General features: G+C 67.3%; 16 protein-coding genes and 1 pseudogene. 11 read left to right on the forward strand and 6 right to left on the reverse strand.

Features of this window, described 5'->3' with window-relative positions:
• Nucleotides 1-50: 50 nt before the first annotated feature.
• The 6 genes and pseudogenes from P0Y33_RS14760 (at nt 51) to P0Y33_RS14780 (ending at nt 2,419) form a co-directional block, all read left to right on the forward strand.
• A complete protein-coding gene (locus P0Y33_RS14760) occupies nt 51-434 on the forward strand; it encodes a hypothetical protein (RefSeq protein WP_279528145.1) in 384 nt (127 codons plus the stop codon).
• A pseudogene (locus P0Y33_RS19155) lies at nt 431-706 on the forward strand (ubiquitin-like small modifier protein 1); the annotation flags it as partial. The gene P0Y33_RS14760 and the pseudogene P0Y33_RS19155, both read left to right, overlap by 4 nt.
• Nucleotides 683-982: a hypothetical protein gene (locus P0Y33_RS19160; RefSeq protein WP_382268783.1), complete on the forward strand. Its 300-nt coding sequence runs from the start codon at nt 683-685 to the stop codon at nt 980-982. The pseudogene P0Y33_RS19155 and the gene P0Y33_RS19160, both read left to right, overlap by 24 nt.
• 1 nt (nt 983) lies before the next feature.
• Nucleotides 984-1,352, forward strand: a complete 369-nt coding sequence (locus P0Y33_RS14770) for a hypothetical protein (RefSeq protein WP_279528146.1) — start codon at nt 984-986, stop codon at nt 1,350-1,352.
• A 42-nt stretch (nt 1,353-1,394) separates the two neighbouring features.
• The gene (locus P0Y33_RS14775; protein ID WP_279528147.1) at nt 1,395-2,084 is read left to right on the forward strand and encodes an AzlC family ABC transporter permease; all 690 of its coding nucleotides are present in this window, start codon (nt 1,395-1,397) and stop codon (nt 2,082-2,084) included.
• On the forward strand, nt 2,081-2,419 hold the full coding sequence (locus tag P0Y33_RS14780) for an AzlD domain-containing protein (RefSeq protein ID WP_279528148.1): 339 nt from the start codon (nt 2,081-2,083) through the stop codon (nt 2,417-2,419). Before P0Y33_RS14775 ends, P0Y33_RS14780 begins: the two co-directional genes overlap by 4 nt.
• Before the next feature lie 156 nt (nt 2,420-2,575).
• Here P0Y33_RS14780 and P0Y33_RS14785 read toward each other — a convergent pair whose 3' ends face one another.
• Nucleotides 2,576-4,504: an aldehyde ferredoxin oxidoreductase family protein gene (locus tag P0Y33_RS14785; RefSeq protein WP_279528149.1), complete on the reverse strand. Its 1,929-nt coding sequence runs from the start codon at nt 4,502-4,504 to the stop codon at nt 2,576-2,578.
• A 164-nt stretch (nt 4,505-4,668) separates the two neighbouring features.
• Between P0Y33_RS14785 and P0Y33_RS14790 the strand changes: the two genes are divergently transcribed.
• Nucleotides 4,669-5,013: a VanZ family protein gene (locus P0Y33_RS14790; protein WP_279528150.1), complete on the forward strand. Its 345-nt coding sequence runs from the start codon at nt 4,669-4,671 to the stop codon at nt 5,011-5,013.
• Nucleotides 5,014-5,053: 40 nt separating this feature from the next.
• Nucleotides 5,054-6,169: an archaeosine biosynthesis radical SAM protein RaSEA gene (locus tag P0Y33_RS14795; protein ID WP_279528151.1), complete on the forward strand. Its 1,116-nt coding sequence runs from the start codon at nt 5,054-5,056 to the stop codon at nt 6,167-6,169.
• A gap of 390 nt (nt 6,170-6,559) precedes the next feature.
• Here the strand turns inward: P0Y33_RS14795 and purQ are convergent, their stop codons facing one another.
• Entirely contained in the window at nt 6,560-7,234 is a 675-nt protein-coding gene (gene purQ, locus P0Y33_RS14800; RefSeq protein WP_279528152.1) for a phosphoribosylformylglycinamidine synthase I, read from the reverse strand.
• Nucleotide 7,235: 1 nt separating this feature from the next.
• On the reverse strand, nt 7,236-7,490 hold the full coding sequence (gene purS / locus P0Y33_RS14805; RefSeq protein WP_279528153.1) for a phosphoribosylformylglycinamidine synthase subunit PurS: 255 nt from the start codon (nt 7,488-7,490) through the stop codon (nt 7,236-7,238).
• A 161-nt stretch (nt 7,491-7,651) separates the two neighbouring features.
• On the opposite strand from purS, the gene P0Y33_RS14810 reads away from it, so the two are divergent.
• Nucleotides 7,652-8,578, forward strand: a complete 927-nt coding sequence (locus P0Y33_RS14810) for a formyltetrahydrofolate deformylase (protein WP_279528154.1) — start codon at nt 7,652-7,654, stop codon at nt 8,576-8,578.
• A 6-nt stretch (nt 8,579-8,584) separates the two neighbouring features.
• Here P0Y33_RS14810 and P0Y33_RS14815 read toward each other — a convergent pair whose 3' ends face one another.
• Nucleotides 8,585-9,607: a phosphoribosylaminoimidazolesuccinocarboxamide synthase gene (locus tag P0Y33_RS14815; RefSeq protein WP_279528155.1), complete on the reverse strand. Its 1,023-nt coding sequence runs from the start codon at nt 9,605-9,607 to the stop codon at nt 8,585-8,587.
• A gap of 276 nt (nt 9,608-9,883) precedes the next feature.
• Here P0Y33_RS14815 and cofH point away from each other — a divergent pair, with 276 nt between their 5' ends.
• Nucleotides 9,884-11,281 (forward strand): 7,8-didemethyl-8-hydroxy-5-deazariboflavin synthase subunit CofH, encoded by a 1,398-nt coding sequence (cofH, locus tag P0Y33_RS14820; protein WP_279528156.1) that lies wholly within the window; start codon nt 9,884-9,886, stop codon nt 11,279-11,281.
• 45 nt (nt 11,282-11,326) lie between these two features.
• Nucleotides 11,327-11,887, forward strand: a complete 561-nt coding sequence (locus P0Y33_RS14825; RefSeq protein WP_279528157.1) for a metal-dependent hydrolase — start codon at nt 11,327-11,329, stop codon at nt 11,885-11,887.
• Here the strand turns inward: P0Y33_RS14825 and P0Y33_RS14830 are convergent.
• Nucleotides 11,884-12,897, reverse strand: coding sequence for a beta propeller repeat protein (locus P0Y33_RS14830; protein WP_279528158.1), 1,014 nt, complete (start codon nt 12,895-12,897; stop codon nt 11,884-11,886). The genes P0Y33_RS14825 and P0Y33_RS14830 overlap by 4 nt on opposite strands.
• 90 nt (nt 12,898-12,987) lie before the next feature.
• A complete protein-coding gene (locus P0Y33_RS14835; RefSeq protein WP_328518060.1) occupies nt 12,988-14,436 on the reverse strand; it encodes a Coenzyme F420 hydrogenase/dehydrogenase, beta subunit C-terminal domain in 1,449 nt (482 codons plus the stop codon).
• Nucleotides 14,437-14,441: the final 5 nt, after the last annotated feature.

The following is a 14,441-nucleotide window of genomic DNA, read 5'->3' on the forward strand; positions in this document are numbered from 1 at the left end:
GGCGGACACCGGGAAACACTTTATGCGTCGGAATCGCGTTCACTCACACCATGGACGAGTTGTCACTCGCGGTACCGCGCCCGATTCTGGACGCACTTCCGGCCGACGGCGACGACGCCGCCGAGGACATGCGCCAAGCCGTCGCCGGGTGGGAACGACGACTGAACAATGCGATCGAGGACGCCGACTCCGAGAGCGAGGCGGCCGAGTACGTCGTCGACGCCATCGAGCGCATGGAGTCGCGACGCGAGCGCTTCGACGAGTTCGTCCCCGAACTCCGCGCGTGGGGGCAGTCGCCCATCTACGCCATCGCGTGGCGCAACCTCTACGCCGACCTCGTCGGCCAACTGTACGAACACGAGTGGCTCGCCGACGCGCTCGACCGCGAACGCAACCAGCGTCTCGTCGAGGACGGGATCCGGTTCCAGGGATGAACGTCGAACTCCGGTTCTTCGCGACGTTCCGGCAGGCGGTCGGGCAGAAGACGATCGAACGGACGTTCCCCGACGACGCGACGGTCGGCGACGTGCTCCGGACACTCGAAGACGACTACGAGGGCCTCGACGGGCAACTCGTCGAGGGCGGCGAACTCCGCCCGCAGATCAACGTCCTGTTGAACGGCCGAGAGGTCCTCCACATGGAGGGCGTCGGGACCGACGTGAGCGACGGCGACACGTTGAGCATCTTCCCGCCCGTCGCCGGCGGGAGCGGCGAGTGTGCGGAGTGGACGACCCGCGAGAAGTCGTTTCGGGGCATCTCGATCAGACTCGCGCGCAACTACCTAGAGAACCTCGGCGGCGAGGCCGTCGCCGACGACCGGGTCGAAGCCGACGACTGGACCGCATCGCTCTCCGCGGAGAAGGCCGAGGTCGGGCCGTCACTCAGACTGACCGAGGTGACCGTCGTCTTCGAGGGCGACCCCGACGTGCTGGACCGACTGGTCGAGCAGTTTTCACAGAAGGCGATGCGGGCCGGAGGGTGAGGTGGGGACCGACCAGACACACCCTATCGCCGGTCCGGCGCTCCTGTTAGCCGGCGCGAAGGCGAGTGTCCCGCTCGAACGGTTGCCGCCGCTCCTCGAACGCGCGCAGTCGACACTCCGCGAGCGTCGAGACACGTACCGGTCGCGCTACGAGTGTGTCCTCGACTCCGAGGACAGCGCGTGCTTCCTCGTCGAGGCGGGTCACTGGGCGTCACTCGGGGCGGAACTCGGCTTCACCGAGCGGGAGACGGACGCCGTCCGCCGTGCACACGCCGAACACCTCCTGTACGCCGGTCGACGCGAGGACCGAGAGACGGAGTTCGAAGCGGCACTCGACCTCCGCGAGGTCGTCGTCGTCGGGCGGTCGTAGCCGAACCGAGTGTCTCTTCTCCGGACCGAGCGTACCGGCAGTATGGACGCTGATACGGACCTCCCCGCGGACCTCCGTCGTGGGGTCCGCGACACGCTCCCGCTGTTGTTGGGCATCGTCCCGTTCGCCCTCGTCAGCGGGGTCGCGGCCGTCGAAGCCGGTCTCACCTTCCTGCAGGCGATGGGGCTCTCCATCGTCGTCTTCGCCGGCGCGTCGCAACTCGCCGCACTCGGACTCGTCGAGCAAGGTGCACCGCTCGCCGTCGTCGTCCTCACCGCGGTCGTCATCAACCTCCGGATGTTGATGTACTCGGCGTCTATCGCCACGTACTTCCGGGAGTTCTCGCTGCGCGTCCGGGGTGTGCTCGCCTACGGACTCACCGACCAGGTCTACGCGCTCGCGATGAACCAGTACACGAGCGACCGGTCGGTGAACAAGCCCTGGTACTACGTCGGCGTCGCCGCGACCCTGTGGGTCGTCTGGCAGGCGGGGACCGTCGTCGGCCTACTCGCCGGCGCGGGCCTCCCGTCGGCGTGGCGACTGGAGTTCACCGTCCCGCTGGTGTTCGTCGGCGTGCTCGTCCCGACCATCGACAGTAAGCCCGCGCTCGTTGCGGCCCTCGTGGGTGGCGGCATCGCCGTCGCTGGCACCGCGCTCCCGCTCAAAATCGGGTTGCTCGTCGGCGGGGTCGCCGGCATCGTCGCGGGGACACTCGCGGAGGGTCGACTGTGAGTTACTCCGCACTCGAGATCTGGACGGTCGTCTTCGTCGTGGGGATCGCCACGTTCGCGATCCGCTTCTCGTTCGTCGCGCTCTTCGGGCGCGTCGAGACGGTCCCGCCGCGCGTCGAGACGGCGCTCCGCTACGTTCCGTCCGCGGTGCTCGCCGCGCTGGTCGTGCCGTCGCTGCTCGTCGTCCGGCCGACGCTCGGCGCGACGCTCGTGAACGCCGAGTTAGTCGCGGGCGCGGTCGCCGTCGTCGCGGCGTGGTACACCGAGGACATCTTCGCGACCATCGCCGTCGGGATGGTCACGCTCCACGTGCTCCGGTTCGTCGGTGTCGGGTGAGGGGAGGGGCGGACAGACGGCGCCGACGGCGGGACCGCGGGGTGTGGCGCCGTCGTGACCGAAGTAGCCACCCCGCGACCGTTTCTCGGGTCACGCGGTGTCTGGTCGCCGCTTCGTACGTGAACGTTCGCAAAAAGTAGGGTCGTCGCAGTCGGTTCAGTCGTCGGCCGACGTCGCGGCACCGCCGGAGGAGACGCCCGTGCCGGGGCCGATGTCGATGTCGAGTTCCTCCAGTTTCTCGTCGGGGACGACGCCGTCGACCCACCCGCGGTGGTCGTAGTACTCCTCTTTCATCTGTTCGAGTTCGCAGAGTTCGCCCTCGGAGGCGCCCTGTCCTTCGATGGCGTCCTCGCTGCCCTCGACGAAGCGCTCGGGGAGCGAGTCGTCGTCACCGTCGAAGCCGACGAGGTTGTTGTAGTAGCGTTCGAGGTTGTAGATGCGCTCGCCCGCTTTGAGGAGGTCGTCCTCGGTGACGTCGCGGCCGGTCATGCCGTTGTACTGGTTCACGTACTCCTCGACACCCTCGGCGAAGGCGTTGAACTTGCAGATGTCGAAGGAGTCGCTGATGGCGTGCATGTCCTGGAAGGTGGCGGTGAGTTCGCCCTTGCCGCGCCACTCGTAGGGGTCGACCTTCTCGGGGATGCCGAGGATCTCGGCGGCCGGCGTGTAGCCCCGGAGGTGGCAAGCGCCGCGGTTGGAGGTGGCGTAGGCGATGCCCATACCCTTCATGCAGCGCGGGTCGTAGGCCGGGATGGACTGGCCCTTCACGTCGAGGCGGCAGTCGTGGGCGTCGAGTTCCTCCGCGGCGCGGCGCTGTCCCTCGGCGAGGGTGTCCGCGAAGTCGTCTTCGCGCTGGGCGATGCGTTCGAGCATGTCCATCATCGTCTCGGAGTCGCCCCAGTCGAGACCGTCGCCCTCGACGTAGCCCTTCTCGGTCGCCTCCATCGCGAACGCCATGATGTTGCCCGCGTCGATGGTGTCGAGACCGAGGTCGTTACAGCGGTCGATGAGCGCCGCGATCATGTCGCGGTCGTCGCTCCCGGAGTTGGGACCGAGCGCGAACGCCGACTCGTACTCGTAGGACTCCATCCGGACGTTCATGTCCTCGCCCTTGTGGTTGACCTGCACCTCGACTTCCTTCTTGCAGGCGACCGGACAGGAGTGACACGTCGGTTCGTCGACGAGGATGTTCTCGCGGACGTTCTCGCCGGAGACGTTCTCGGCGTCGATGTCCGGGTCCTCGGACTCGCTGTACGACGAGGTGGAGGTGTACTTCCCGTTCTTCGTCGGGAGACCGTCCATCTCCTCGGTGATGTTCATGAGGACGTTCGTCCCGTACTGGGAGAGACCGCCCTCGTTGGGCGCGGTGACGTCGGACTCCTGGATGGCCTGCATCGCCTGCTTGTGGCCCTCCATGAACGTCTCGCGGTCGGCCGGTTTGGGCATCTCCGTCCCGGACTTCACCACGATGGCCTTCAGGTTCTTCGAGCCCATGACGGCGCCCGTGCCGCCGCGGCCGGAGGCGCGGTCGTCCTCGTTGACGATACAGGCGTAGCGCACCTGGTTCTCGCCGCCGGGACCGATGGCCATCACCGAGAGGTTCTTGCCGACGTTCCCGTCGCACTCCTCGCCGAGTTCGTCGATGGTGTCGTGGATGCCCCACCCGGCGACGTGCGAGGCGTCGCGGAGTTCCACTTCACCGTCCTCGACGTAGGCGTAGACGGGGTCCTCGGCCTGCCCCTCGAAGAGGAGACCGTCGAAACCGGCCCACTTGAGGCGGGCGCCCGACCAGCCACCGTGGTGGGAGTCCGTGACGGTCCCCGTGAGCGGCGACTTCGTCACGACGGCGATTCGGCCGCTCATCGGGGTCTGTGTCCCCGTGAGCGGGCCGTTCATGAACGCGAGGAGGTTGTCCGGTCCGAGGGGGTCGACGTCCGGTCCCTGGTCGAAGACGTGTTTGACGCCGAGTCCGCGCGCGCCGAGGTACTTGCGCGCGTCCTCGTCGTCGACGCCCTCGTAGTTCACTTCCCCCTCACTCAAGTCGATGCGTGCGACGTGATCTTGGAATCCACCGAGGTCTGTCATGGTAACTGTCACCTATTACTTTGGTCCTCGACCGCGGTAGTATTTGCCATGGGGACGTAACCAATACCGGTTACACCGACCGAACCGAAACCGGTACCCGGCCGGTCGACGAGTGTCGCGGTGTGACTCGACGCGGCGTGCGCCGATGGATACCCACGATAGTGGTGGCCGTCGTCGTGTTCGTCCTCTCGGCCGTCCAGGTCGGCGGGGCGGGTTCGACGTCCGGTTCACTCGGGCTCGTCGGCTTGGACAAGTGGTTACACGCGGTCGGCTACGCCGGCCTGTCCTTCCTCGTCGCCGCCGCGTTCGGCCGGCGGGGGTGGCGATCTCTCACCGCGGTCGTCGCTCTCGTCGTCGTGTTCGGCGGGGCCATCGAACTCGTCCAGGGCGCTCTCCCGTGGCGGTCGGCGAGTGTCCTCGACCTGCTGGCCGACGCCGTCGGTGCACTGGTCGGCGTCGCGGCGTACCGGGGGTGGCGGGCCGTGCGCGGGCGGGTTCGCCCGGTGTGACGACGAGGTTTTACGCGCCTACCGTCTACGTGAGCGCAACATGAGCAAGCCGAGCCCCGACGTCTACGAGAGCGGACGGGGGATGGACGCCCACAACAAGGTGATGCGGGAACACCGCGCCGAGCGCGACGAGACCTACGACCCGCACGAGCCGACCCGCGTCTGGCTCGACGAGGACAACACGCCCGACGGCGTGTACCAGAGTCTGACCATCATCCTCAACACCGGCGGGTGTCGCTGGGCGCGCGCCGGTGGCTGTACGATGTGTGGCTACGTCGCCGAGTCCGTCGAGGGCGGTTCCGTCACCCACGAGGCGCTGATGAACCAGATCGACGCCTGTCTCGAACACGAACAGGAGAACATTGCCGAGCAAAGCTCGGCAGGCAACCGGACGCAGTCCGGTGACGCAGAGGAGAAATCGGGACTCATCAAGATCTACACCTCCGGGAGTTTCCTCGACGAGCGCGAGGTGCCCGCCGAGACGCGGCAGGCCATCGCCGAGACGTTCGCCGACCGCGAGCGCATCGTCGTCGAGTCCCTCCCCGACTTCGTCCAGGAGGAACGGCTGAACGACTTCCTCGACGTCGGTCTGGAGACGGACGTCGCCATCGGCCTGGAGACCGCAAACGACCGCGTCCGCCACGACTGCGTCAACAAGTACTTCGACTTCGAGGACTTCGTCGACGCCGCCGAGACCGCCGACGAGGTCGGTGCAGGAATCAAGGCCTACCTCCTGATGAAGCCACCCTTCCTCTCGGAGGGCGAGGCCGTCGAGGACATGAAGCAGTCCATCGAGAAGTGTGCCGAGTACGCCCACACCGTCTCGATGAACCCGTGTAACGTCCAGCGCTACACGATGGTCGACGAACTCCACTTCCACGGGGGCTACCGCCCGCCGTGGCTCTGGAGCGTCGCCGAGGTGCTCGAAGCGACCGCCGACGCGCCGGCCATCGTCGTCTCCGACCCCGTCGGCCACGGCTCCGACCGCGGCCCACACAACTGCGGCGAGTGCGACGACCTCGTCCAGGAGGCCATCAAGGACTTCGACCTCCGACAGGACCCCTCGGTCTTCGGTGAGGTCTCCTGCGACTGCGAACACACCTGGGAAGCCGTCTGTGAGCGCGAGCGGAGCTACAACCTCCCCCTCGCGAACTGAGCGACCTCTCCGGTCGTTGACTTTATTACGCCCCAGGTCGTATTGAAACTTGGCACGCGAAGAGGTGGCGGTCCGCCCCTTGACCGCCCGTGGGTCTCCGCGTGCCGGGCGACTGTCCCTCCACGCTCCACACCCTCTCGGAGCGGCCGGCCGTGAGGTTTATTTTCATACATAAATTAGTTGAAAATAGGCACGCTCTCCCTGTCCCCCGCGTGCCGAGGTAAGAACCCATGTACGACCAGTACGAAGCGGTGGCTCGCGACGGGTGGTTAGAGATTCGCTCCGAAGAAGACGACGAGCGATGGCTCGCTATCGACACCCCCGTCGACGTCAAGGCCTGATGGCCCCGAACCGCGGGTCTCGTACCTCGGAGAACCTCCCTCCGCCTTTTCAGACGAACCCACGGAGCACGCCGCGGCCGTCGGTGCCGCCGATGTCCGGCAGCGACGCTCGCTCCGGGTGTGGCATCATGACGGCGACCTGTCCGTCGCGACTGACGAGTCCGGCGACGTTGTCCGCCGAGCCGTTCGGGTTCGCTTCGGCCGTCACGTTCCCGTCGGCGTCACAGTAGCGAAAGAGCACGCGGTCCTCGGCGTCGAGCGTCTCCAGAGTCTCTTCGTCCGCGACGTAGCGTCCCTCGCCGTGAGCGATGGGGATTTCGAGGACGTCCCCCTCCTCGTAGGTGGCCGTCCACGGCGTGTCTGCGTTCTCGACGCGCAGGTAGACGTGCTCGCACTGGAAGCGTGCGGAGACGTTCACCGTGAACGCGCCGGGCGTCAGCCCCGCCTCACAGCCGATCTGTGCGCCGTTACAGACGCCGAGGACGGGGACGCCGTCGTCGATGGCCTCGCGGACGTCCGCCATGACCGGCGCGCGTGCGGCCATCGCGCCGGCGCGGAGGTAGTCCCCGTAGGAGAACCCACCGGGGAGCATCACGCCCGAGACGTCCTCGGGGAGTCCGTCCTCGTGCCAGACGATGTCGGCGTCGACGTCGAGCGAGTCGAGCGCGCGGGCGGCGTCCCGGTCGCAGTTCGACCCACCGAAGCGGACGATTGCTACCGACATCTCACTCGCGCTCCGTGACCTCGACGTCGTAGTCGTGGATGGTCGGGTTCGCGAGGAGTCGTTCGGCCATCTCGTCGGCCCGCTCGGACGCCTCCTCGGTGGAGTCGGCCGTGAGGTCGAGTTCGAAGCGGTCCGCCGAGCGGAGGTCCTCGAGGTCGAAGCCGAGGCGTTCGAGCGCACGCTGGGTGGTCTCGGCCTCCGGGTCGAGGACGCCCCGCTTCAGTCGCACGGTCACCGTCGCCGTGTACGCGGTCATCGGGTTGACGTGCGTATTCGTGGGTAAAAGCAGTTTTGGAAGTGGTCCGATTTACACGTCTGTGCATACTCGCGCGCTTGCGTGAAACCACGGCCTTTAGCCGCCCGAGCCACTACGCACGTAGCGATGTCTCAACTCCCCGCGAGTCGGAGGTGGCAGCGATGACGAGTTCGCTCACCGAAATCACGGTTATCGGAGACGACCGCACCGGACTCATCGCGCGAGTCACGTCGCTGCTGTTCGAACGGGGAGTCAACATCGAGGACCTCGACCAGGCGGTCCGCGACGGCGTCTTCCGTATGCGGATGCACGTCGACGCCTCCGAGATGGTCTGTACCCGCGAGACGCTCCGCGACGCGCTCGCGGACCTCGGTGACGACCTCGACGTCGACGTCCAGGTACGCTTCCCCGACGAGCGCGACACCCGCGGTATCGCGGTGCTCGTCACGAAGGAGTCTCACTGTCTCGAACGCCTCCTGGAGGCCCACGAGGACCTCGACGCCGAGATTCGGGTCGTCGTCGGCAACCACGACGACCTCGAACCCCTCGCCGCCGAACACGACGTCCCGTTCCACGACGTCGGCAACGGCGACGGGAAACCCGACGAGGAGGAACTCCTCGACGTCCTCGACGAGTACGGCGTCGACCTCGTCGTGCTCGCTCGCTACATGCGTATCCTCAGCCCGGACGTCGTCTTCCGCTACGAGGGGCGCATCATCAACATCCACCCGAGCCTCCTGCCGGCCTTCCCCGGCGCCCAACCCTACCGACAGGCCGTCGAGGAGGGCGTCCGCATCGCCGGCGTGACCGCGCACTACGTCACGAACGACCTCGACCAGGGCCCCATCGTCACTCAGCGGGCGTTCGACGCGCCGCCGGACGCCGACCGCGACTCGCTGAAGGAGCGCGGCCAACCCTACGAGGCCGACGCGCTGCTCGAAGCCGTGAAACTCCACCTCAACGACGACGTCGCCATCCACCGCGGCCGCACGGAGATTCGCAACGCCGAGCAGTACCAACTCGGTCTCGGCGACGAAGGTGCAGAACTCGACGAACCGGTCGACCGGCCGATACCGAGCGACGACTGACGCGCCCTACAGTTCTCGGACCGCGTCGACGGCGTCGTCGAGCGACGGCGCGTCGAAGAAGTCGGTCCCGGCGTAGGCGTCCGCGCCGGCCGCGTACATGTCGCCGACCGCCCGAACCACGTCGTCGTCGAGGTGGACTGGTTCGACGTCGCAGAACTGTTTCCAGTCCGCGACGCCGCGCTCGTCGGCCTCGGCCTTCGCCGCGCTCACGGCGTCGACCCACTCGGGCTGAATCTCCTTGTAGTGCTGGCGGACGACCTCTTTCGAGACCTCCTGACCTCCGTAGGAGAAGCGGTTCTCGTCGAACGTGCCGGTCACGTCGGCGACCTGGATCGTCCCGTCGACGTACAGACACTCGATCTTCCCGTCCTCGTGGGTGAGACCGGCCCGCGAGGCGAGTTCGGTGACGAGGTGGTCGACCGCGAGGGCGAGTTCTTCGAGGCGGTCGAGGTCGGCGCGCCCGGCGATCTCCTCGGCCGCTACTCTCGTGAGGTAGCGGTCCTGCTCTTCGTACTTCGTGGAGAACTCGACGACCGGTTCGGGGAGGTCGACCGACTCCTCGGGCCACTCGTCGGCGTCGAGACCGACGTCGGCGGGTTCCTTGCGCGTCCGGAGACTCGACCCGACGGGCACGGCGTTCCGGAAGACGATTTCGAGGGGAATCAGGTAGTTCTCGGCCGCCGCGGCGTGGTAGGCCTCGTAGTCGTACCCGGACTCCTCGTCGAAGGGGAGGTCGGGGACCTGCGTGAGTTCGATCCGCATCTCCTCGGGGGCGGCGGGCGCGTTCGCGAGGTCGTAAGTCTCGCCGTCGACCACGACGCCCTCGTAGTGCGTCGGGATGGCGTTCTCCTCGAAGAACTCGAAGGTCGCCGCGCCCATCGCACAGAGGGCCGCGCCCTTCCGGGGAATCTCGTCGGGCATCTTGCCCCAGTCGAAGACGGAGTAGTCGTCGGTGAACTTGAAGCGCCCCTCGCCGAGCGACTCCTTCGTCGGCGCCGCGTCCACGTGGAGGTCCTTGACGCTCGTCATGACCGGGAGTCGGGAGCGAAGTCACTAAGCAGTTTCCATCGACGTGCCTATCGTTCCGTCGAACAGGCGGAGAGTATGCACATATCTGTATTGGCTGGCAGGCGACCCCGGCCCGTCGCCGCTGGCGGTGGGTCGCACGACCGCGGACACCAGCGGACCGTCGTCAGCGCACGCCCCGTCTGGTCCCGGCTTCGTACGTGAACCTTCGTCTCGGACGTCGGCCGATTCGGACGGATACCCTCTCGTTTTTACCCTCGCGCGAAGAACGTGTGTCCGATGGTGGACCCCGGAGCGCGCGCCGCCGACCTCGCGGACTCGGAGTTCGACTACGACTACCTCCCGGTCACGGACCAGTCGTTCGAGAACGCCCTCGCGAAAGCCCGGAACGGCGAGCGACTGACCGTCGACGACGGCGTCGAGTTGCTCACGACGGGCACCGACGTCGAGGGTATCGACCCCGAGCGCAAGGAACTCGTCCTCGAGGCCGCGGACCGCCGGCGGGCCGAGGTCGTCGGCGACGAGGTGACGTTCGTCGCCAACGTCAACAACAACGTCACGACGGCCTGCAACACTGGCTGTCTGTTCTGTAACTTCAAGGACACCGCCCACCAGTTCGAGTCCGACTACGAGCAGGATCACGCGGGGTTCACGAAGACGCCCGACGAGTCGAAGGAAATCGTCGCCGACGCCGTCGACCGCGGCGTCTACGAGGTCACGTCCGTCTCGGGACTCCACCCGGGACTCGCGCTGAACGAAGAACACCACGAGGTGCTCGACCCCGACGACCCCGAGCACAACTACAAGCCACCCGAAAAGTACGAGACCGACCCGGGCACCTACGAGGAGCAGATCGAGGCGATGGCGAGTACGGGCGTCCACGTCCACTCGATGACGCCCGAAGAGGTCTACCACGCCCAGCGCGGCGCCGACTGGGACTACGAACACGTCTACCGCGAACTGGAGGACGCGGGTCTCGCGTCGGTGCCGGGGACCGCCGCCGAAATCCTCGTCGACGAGGTGCGCGACGTCATCTGTCCCGGGAAGATCGACACCGGGCAGTGGATGGACGCGATGCGCGCGGCCGCGGAGGTCGGTCTCCCGATGACCGCGACGATCATGTACGGCCACGTCGAGAACGAGATGCACCGCGTGATGCACTTAGAGCGCGTCCGCGAACTCCAGGACGAGACCGGCAACATCACCGAGTTCGTCCCGCTCTCGTTCGTCCACCAGCAGACGCCCCTCCACGAACAGGGGGTCGTCGAGAGTGGACCCACCAAAGAAGAGGACGAACTGATGATCGCCGTCTCGCGTCTCTTCCTCGACAATATCGAGCACATCCAGTCCTCGTGGGTGAAGTACGGCGACGAGTTCGGCCTCAAACTGCTGAACTGCGGCGCCGACGACTTCATGGGGACCATCCTCTCCGAGGAGATCACCAAGCGCGCCGGCGGCCAGCACGGCGAGTTCCGCTCGGTCGCCGACTACGTCGAGATGATCTCGGCCATCGGCCGGACGCCGGTCGAGCGCTCGACCGACTACGAACAGCACCGCGTTGTCGACCCCGACGAACGCCCACTCGGTCCGAAACTCGGCCCACGCGCCGACGGAACGCCCCTCCTCGACGACGACGGTGACGGGTCCACGGGGAGTTCGGCGACCGCCGACGACTGACGTGTCCGTGGGAGTAGCGTGGTGGGGTGAGGTGACCCACCCGTGATGGCGACGACTCACGCCGCCGTGGGGACGCTGCTCGCCCTCCCACTGTTTCTCGTCTCGCCCGAACTCGCGGCGACGGCGGCGACGGCGGGATGGCTCGGCGGCGTCTTCCCGGACCTCGACGTGGCCGTCGTCGAGCACCGCAAGACGCTGCACTACCCCGACTACTACTGGCTGCTGGCGTTCCCGCTCCTCGGGGTGGCTGCCGCGTACCCGGGGCCGCGAACCGTCGCCGCGGCCTTCTTCGTCCTCGCCGCCGCAGTCCACTCGGTCAGCGACGTGTTCGGGGGCAGTCTCGGCCTCCGCCCGTGGCTCGCCGACGACGAGCGCGGCGTCTACTTCCACTCCCGAAAGCGCTGGCTCCGCCCCCGCCGGTGGATTCGCTACGACGGGTCGCCCGAGGACCTGCTCGTCGGCACGCTGTGTGCGCTCCCGGCCATCTCCCTCTTCGATGGGCTGTTGCGCTGGCTACTCGTCGGCGGAATCGCCGTCTCGGTCGTCTACACCACACTGCGAAAGAAACTGGTCGAGTGGTCGCCGGACTGGCTGTTGCGCCTCTAGCGCCGCTCAACGACGGTCCCGCCGTCTCCGACGGCGACGGCGAGTTTCGACCCGACGGCGAGTCCGTAGAGGTCTTTCTCCGTCGGCGTGTCGACCGTTCGCCACTTCTCGACGCCCGACCGCTGGAGGACGAGACCACTGCCCGCGACGGCGAGTCCCGCGTCGCCCGAGCGCTGGACGCCGTAGACGTCGGGGTCGCAGACGGTGAAGCGCCGCCAGTTCTTCCCGTCGTAGTGGTAGATGGTGCCCTGTTCGCCGACGACGGTGCAGTCGTCGGTGGCGACGTCGGCCATCCCGAGGTAGTCGGCGCCCGCGTCCTCGATGCCGATGGCGTCCCACGTCGCGCCCGCGTCGCGCGTGTCGAACACCTTCCCGTTCGTGTCGGCGAGACGGCCGTCGGTCAGCGCGCGGAAGTCCGTCGACGGGATGGTCGCCCCGCTCCCCGGTTTCTTCAGTTCGCGCCACTGGAGTTCGCCGCCGGGCGAGGCGCGGACGCCGGTGAACTGCTGGCCGGAGTCGGTCGTGAGGTAGACGTGTTCGTTCTCCCCGGACGTTCCGCGGACGGCGATGCCGGTCCACTTCGACTTCACCTGACTGGGCGTAGAGTGGTGGTGAATCTTCCCCGTGGAGACGTCGTAGGCGGCGAGGACGCCCGCGTCGCCGCCGAACCAGACGCGCTTCCCGTCGTCGGTCGCGTCGGCGGCGAGGAGGTCCTTGCCGTTGCCGGTCGGTCCCTGCCGGAGCACGTGGCTCCACGACCCCGACCCGGAGTCGGACCCGCCCGACTCACGCTGGAGGACCGTCCCGCCGCCGCCGACGGCGAACGGACTGGCCGCGGAGACGGCCGCCGCGTTTAGCGTCACGTTCGTTGGGGTCTGTGCGACCTGCCACTGCGAGGCGGACGCCCGTCCGCCGTTGGTAACCGTCCATCCCGCCGCGGCGACCGCACCGCCACCGAGGGCGACACCGCCGGCTTTGAGCAGCGACCGACGCGAGAGCTTCTCGGACATTCCTGTCGAGGAGAAAGAACGGAAGAAGGGAGGGGTTTTCGGCCGTCCGACCGGACGACCGGCGAGCGACGGCCCGGCGACGGGCGCCGCTCAGTGGTCGGCGTCGTGTGGGTTCAGTTCGACGCCGTAGTTCTGCGCGTGGTCCTCGTAGTCGATGAACCGCGGCGCGTCCGGGTCGAAGGGGCGTTCGAGCGACTCGAAGGCCTTCTTCTTGTCCCAGGACTGGAGTTTGCCGACGGCCTTGCGGGACTCCAGGTCGTGGTAGTCGAGGTCGTCCTCGGTGAGTTCCCACGCCTTGAGGCCCTGCTCGGTCCGGACGATGACCGAGGAGTACTCGTCGGAGGAGCCGACGGAGCCGACGGTGATGTCGGAGGTGTAGCCGGTGAAGTCGGCACACTCGTCACATCCCTTGAGGGTGGCGTCGTGGAACTCCTTGACGTCCTCCTTGACGAGGGGTTCGCCGTCGTGGTCGTAGACGCGCATCTCGCCCTCCAGGACGTCCATCTTGCCGATCTGGTCCGGAGAGATGCCGCGCTTCTCCTCGAGTTGCTCGCCGATGAGCCGCTCGTAGTTGAAGTTCTTCGTACACATCAGCGAGATGCGGTAGTCGACGGCGCTCAGCCCCTGGTCCTGGGCCTGCAGGTCCCAGTCGAAGTCCTGCAGCGCGCGGATGCCCTCGATTTCGCAGGGCGTCCCGACGACGGCGAGGCTGAGGTCGTCCCAGTCCTTGTCGGGGAGCTTGTGCTCCCACTGGGTCAGGTCGAGGTTGCCCAGTGCCATCGTCTGGTTGTAGAACGACCCCGCGCTCTCGACGAGGTCCTGCGGGGACGTCGCGAGGTAGGACTCGGCTTTCCACGGCTCCTCGTCGGACTCGGTCGCGACGAGCGCGCCGTCGATCTCGCCCGCCTCCAGCAGGTGGATGAGGATGGAGGTGACGACACCGCCGTCCTGGGAGTTCTCGCGCCAGTCTTCCTCGACCGTCGCGGAGAACTCCGTGATGGGGTCGCCGGCGCCGGAGACGTTGTCGTCGCCGCCGGTAATCTTCCACTGGCGCTCGTAGCGGAGACCGCCACGGGGACAGAAGTCCCAACACATCGAACAGCCGGTACACATCTTCACCAGTTTCGGCTTGCCGTCGTCGCCGATGCCGATGGAGTCGGAGGGGCAGGCGGCGACACAGGTCCCACACTGGATACAGCGGTCGGACTGGATGACCGCCTCGTCGAGTTCCATGAACCAGGTCTTGGAGTCCGGCGTCTCGATGTCGTTCATCTCGTCGCGGATGCCGTACCCCGGGGTGTCGAGGTCGACGCCCTCGGGGACGCCGGGACGCTCCGTCGGGTCCGCACCCGGCGAGTCGACGTCCTGGCTCTTGCCTTCCGCGGGTGTCGTGAACTCGACGTCGGCGAGGTTGCCCATCTCGTCGACGTTGGCGGGACGGGTCCCACCGTCGGTAGCGACGTCGTTCGAGCCACAGCTACAGTCGTCGTCGGTACACCCGCTGTCGGCCGTCTTGCCGGCGTTCGGAACGCCGGGCATGGATT

Origin of the sequence: Halospeciosus flavus (assembly GCF_029814175.1) — an archaeon.
Taxonomy (GTDB): Archaea; Halobacteriota; Halobacteria; order Halobacteriales; family Halobacteriaceae; genus Halospeciosus; species Halospeciosus flavus.

Excerpts from the sequence above, each read along its gene's own strand:
- P0Y33_RS14760 (WP_279528145.1), top strand. The coding sequence starts at position 51 with ATGGACGAGTTGTCACTCGCGGTACCGCGCCCGATTCTGGACGCACTT.
- P0Y33_RS14825 (WP_279528157.1), top strand. The coding sequence starts at position 11,327 with ATGGCGACGACTCACGCCGCCGTGGGGACGCTGCTCGCCCTCCCACTG.
- P0Y33_RS14775 (WP_279528147.1), top strand. The coding sequence starts at position 1,395 with ATGGACGCTGATACGGACCTCCCCGCGGACCTCCGTCGTGGGGTCCGC.
- P0Y33_RS14835 (WP_328518060.1), bottom strand. The coding sequence starts at position 14,436 with ATGCCCGGCGTTCCGAACGCCGGCAAGACGGCCGACAGCGGGTGTACC.
- P0Y33_RS14830 (WP_279528158.1), bottom strand. The coding sequence starts at position 12,897 with ATGTCCGAGAAGCTCTCGCGTCGGTCGCTGCTCAAAGCCGGCGGTGTC.
- cofH (WP_279528156.1), top strand. The coding sequence starts at position 9,884 with ATGGTGGACCCCGGAGCGCGCGCCGCCGACCTCGCGGACTCGGAGTTC.
- P0Y33_RS14815 (WP_279528155.1), bottom strand. The coding sequence starts at position 9,607 with ATGACGAGCGTCAAGGACCTCCACGTGGACGCGGCGCCGACGAAGGAG.
- purQ (WP_279528152.1), bottom strand. The coding sequence starts at position 7,234 with ATGTCGGTAGCAATCGTCCGCTTCGGTGGGTCGAACTGCGACCGGGAC.
- purS (WP_279528153.1), bottom strand. The coding sequence starts at position 7,490 with ATGACCGCGTACACGGCGACGGTGACCGTGCGACTGAAGCGGGGCGTC.
- P0Y33_RS14810 (WP_279528154.1), top strand. The coding sequence starts at position 7,652 with ATGACGAGTTCGCTCACCGAAATCACGGTTATCGGAGACGACCGCACC.
- P0Y33_RS14795 (WP_279528151.1), top strand. The coding sequence starts at position 5,054 with ATGAGCAAGCCGAGCCCCGACGTCTACGAGAGCGGACGGGGGATGGAC.
- P0Y33_RS14785 (WP_279528149.1), bottom strand. The coding sequence starts at position 4,504 with ATGACAGACCTCGGTGGATTCCAAGATCACGTCGCACGCATCGACTTG.